Source organism: Bradyrhizobium sp. P2_E8, assembly GCF_056403875.1.
Map to the genome: position 1 here is coordinate 1 of NZ_JBFUES010000780.1, position 3,663 is coordinate 3,663.

Annotated in this window: 4 protein-coding genes and 1 pseudogene; 2 read left to right on the forward strand and 3 right to left on the reverse strand. The window is 64.9% G+C overall.

The window, feature by feature from the left end; genetic code table 11:
* Positions 1-254: pseudogene (locus tag AC1D00_RS31655) on the forward strand (caspase family protein); the annotation flags it as partial.
* Positions 255-422: 168 nt separating this feature from the next.
* Here the strand turns inward: AC1D00_RS31655 and AC1D00_RS31660 are convergent.
* Positions 423-641: a DUF3126 family protein gene (locus tag AC1D00_RS31660; RefSeq protein WP_007602550.1), complete on the reverse strand. Its 219-nt coding sequence runs from the start codon at positions 639-641 to the stop codon at positions 423-425.
* Positions 642-766: 125 nt separating this feature from the next.
* A complete protein-coding gene (gene cysE / locus AC1D00_RS31665) occupies positions 767-1,591 on the reverse strand; it encodes a serine O-acetyltransferase (RefSeq protein ID WP_477013370.1) in 825 nt (274 codons plus the stop codon).
* 275 nt (positions 1,592-1,866) lie between these two features.
* Here cysE and AC1D00_RS31670 point away from each other — a divergent pair, with 275 nt between their 5' ends.
* Entirely contained in the window at positions 1,867-3,237 is a 1,371-nt protein-coding gene (locus AC1D00_RS31670) for a hypothetical protein (protein WP_477013371.1), read from the forward strand.
* On the opposite strand, the gene AC1D00_RS31675 is transcribed toward AC1D00_RS31670, so the two are convergent.
* The coding region (locus AC1D00_RS31675) for an alpha/beta fold hydrolase (RefSeq protein ID WP_477013372.1) at positions 3,223-3,663 on the reverse strand (441 nt) is incomplete at its 5' end. The genes AC1D00_RS31670 and AC1D00_RS31675 overlap by 15 nt on opposite strands.

The window sequence follows — 3,663 nt, forward strand, 5'->3', positions numbered from 1 at the left end:
GCTATCGCGTCAATGACGACAATGAATGCGAGAAGGTCCAGGACAAGAAGCCCGTTGCGACCCGAGACGAGACCAAAACGCGGGACGCGGAGCGGAAGAGGGTCGAGGACGCGCCCTCGAAGCCGCAGGCGACCGGGCAAGTGTATTGCACCAGTGCGGGTTGTCGTCCGGTTCGGCCGGGCTGTCGACTTGAATCTGGGTGGTCGGCAGGAAACTCGCGGGGCTACGGCGCTACAGTCGAAGTCTGCAACTGAACGAATAGCTCACGGCGAAAGCGCAGGGCGTGTCGTGATCTCGCTGCAAAGTAAGGTGGCAATACGGGACAGCAGATCCAACGTGGTCATTGCGAGCGAAGCAATCAGAATCCCTTCGCGGAAAGGTTCCTGGATTGCTTCGCTTCGCTCGCAATGACGGGTGACGAGCTATTCCTGATCGACGAGATCGTCCTCGAGGATCGCCATCTGGAACTGGAACGAGCGATCGTCGTCCTCGTCGTCGACGAACAGCACGCCGATGAACTCCTCGCCGATATAGACCTCGGCGGAATCGTCCTTCTTCGGCCGCGGCACGACGCGGATCTTGGGATTGCCGAATACGCGTTTCAGATACGCGTCGAGCTTCCTTACTTCCTTGACGTCCACGGCAAGTCTCCAATCGAAATCTGAGTTGGCGGGGTTTTAGGACGAGACGCGACGAACCGCCAGCATGAATTGCCAAAGAATTTGGGGACGAGAAGGGCCGGAGAATCCGGCCCTTCTTCTCGAGCTCAAAGCCCCGTCGCGTTGATCATCTGATCCATGGTGCGCGACGGCTCGGCACAGCCGGCCTCACCGACGATCTTGGCGGGCACGCCGGCGACCGTGACGTTGTGCGGGACCGGCTTGACCACGACCGAGCCCGCGGCGATGCGCGCGCAATGGCCGATCTCGATGTTGCCGAGGATCTTCGCGCCCGCACCGATCAGCACGCCATGGCGAATCTTCGGATGACGGTCCTCGTTCTCCTTGCCGGTGCCGCCGAGCGTGACGCCGTGCAGGATCGAGACGTCGTCCTCGATCACAGCCGTCTCGCCGCAGACGAAACCGGTGGCATGGTCGAGGAAGATGCCGCGGCCGATGCGCGCGGCGGGATTGATGTCGGTCTGGAATACCGCAGAGGCGCGGCTCTGGAGATAATACGCGAAGTCCTTGCGGCCCTTCAGCCAGAGCCAGTGCGCAAGGCGATGGGTCTGGATCGCGTGAAAGCCCTTGAAGTAGAGCAACGGATCGATGAAGCGCGAGGTCGCGGGATCGCGATCGTAGACGGCGACGAGATCGGCGCGGAAGGCGTTGCCGAGATCGGGATCGTCGCGCAGCGCCTCGTCATAGGTCTGGCGCACGAGATCGCCCGACAGCGCGGAATGATCGAGCCGGTCGGYGAGACGATGGATCACCGAATCCTCGAGGCGGCTGTGGTGCAGCACCGTCGAATAGATGAAGGTCGCAAGCTCCGGCTCGCGATGGACGATGTCCTCCGCTTCGCTCCGGATCCGGTCCCAGATCGGATCGAGGGATGCGAGCTTTCCTCCCGGATTGACCTGATGCACTGCCATGGGATCTGCTCTTTCGAATGGGCTCGTTTTGTTGGCTCTATAGCACAGTCTAGGCGACAAAGTCCTGACGGGCTTGCCTGAGAGTGAACAGCACCTTGCCCGCGGACGCCTGCCAACGCGTTGAAACACAACGATATCTTCTGACGCCCCCAGGCGGCAAGGTCGGTTAAAAGTGGTCAGGGTTTCGCCAAATTCAAGCCGGGCAGCGTCAAACTATTGGTGAATTCTCTCCCAACCCTTATTGCGGGCATGGTCCGGACGACGACGGAGCGGATTTGACCACCACCACCGATCATTTGCGCGCGCGCGCCGCGGGCTCGTTCTGGCTGCGGCTCGCCGCCCTGGCCCTGCCCCTCCTGATCATCGCGCCGGCGTTCTGGAACGGCTATCCGCTGTTGCAGTGGGATACCGGCGGGTATCTGGCGCGCTGGTACGAGGGCTATCTCGTCCCCAGCCGCTCCACCGTGTTCGGCCTCTACCTCCACTACGGCGAAAGCTTCGGCTTCTGGATCAACCTCGCGATCCAGTCGCTGGCGACGCTGTGGCTGTTGCAGCTCAGCTTGCGCGTCCTCGGCCTGATGCAGACGTTCCGCTTCGTCGCGATCAGCCTGCTCCTGATCCTGTCGACCGCGCTGCCCTGGCTCGCCAGCATGCTGCTCACGGACATCTTCGCGGGATTGTCGGTGCTGTCGCTGTTCCTCCTGGTCGTCGGAGCGCAGCGCACGGCGCCGCTCGAAAAAACCGCGCTGTTCGTCTTCACCGCCTTTGCCGCCGCAACCCACAGCGCCACGCTCGGCGTGCTGCTCGGCCTCTGCGTCGCGGGCTGGATGGCGCGGCCGTTCGTGGGCCGCAGGCTTCCGCTCGCAGGACTGGCGCAGGCGAGCATGACCATCGTCGCGGGCGGCCTGATGCTGGTCTCGGCGAACCATGCGCTGTCGGGCAAATGGGCCTGGACGCCCGGCGGCTACGGCGTCGCCTTCGGCCGCATGATGCAGGACGGCATCGTCGCGCGCTATCTCAATGACCACTGCCCGCGCGAGAGCTTCAAGCTCTGTCCCTACCGCAACGAATTGCCGGCGACCGCCGACGAGTTCCTGTGGGGCAACAGCATGTTCAACACGCTCGGCCGGTTTGAGGGCTTGAACGACGAGATGGGCTACATCGTCGTGCACTCGCTCGCCGACTATCCGGCCTGGCAGGCCGGCGCGGCACTGCGGGCGGTGGGCCGGCAATTGCTGCACGTGGCGACCGGCGAAGGCACCAATGGCTGGATCCCCCACACCTACGGCATCATCGAGCGCTACATCCCCGCACAGATCGCGCCGATGCGCGCGGCGCGGCAACAGCACTGGGACGTCAATTTCGACGACATCAACCGGCTGCATGTTCCCGTCGCGCTGGCCTCGATGCTGGCGCTGGTCGGGCTGCTCGCGCATGCGCTGGCGCGCCGCCGGCTCGACGATCTGACGTTGCTGGCGGCGACCGTGACGCTCGCGCTGCTCGGCAACGCCTTCATCTGCGCCGTCATCTCCGGTCCGCACGACCGCTACGGCGCGCGCATGGCGTGGGTTGCGACCTTCGTGGTGCTGGTGGCGCTGGCGCGCGCGTCCGGCGACGAGGAACCTGAAGGCTCAGCCGCGGCGTGAGAGAAAATCGAGCACGCCGGTCTTGTAGACCTTGTCGCCGACCGCGCGCATGTGATCGCGGCCCGGAATGTCGAGCACTTCCGAGCCCGGAATGATGGCACCGAGCGCGCTGGCCGAGCCCGCGACGTCGTCGGTAGACCCGACCGCGATCAGCACGGGCACGTCGATGCGTGCAGCTTCGCCCCTGGTCATGAGGTCGCGCGTGCCGCGCAGGYAGGCGGCGAGCGCCCGCCGGTCGGAGCGGGTCTGATCGGCGAAGGCGCGGAAGGTGCGCCCGACGGGATCGGAGACGTCGTCGAGCGCGGGGGCTTCCAGTGCCATGGCGACGTTCTCGCCGGGCCCGGTTCCCTCGATCAGGCCGCCGATGCCGATGCCGCCGAGGATCGCCGAGCGCAGCCGCTGCGGCTCGTTGAGGGAGAGCCACGC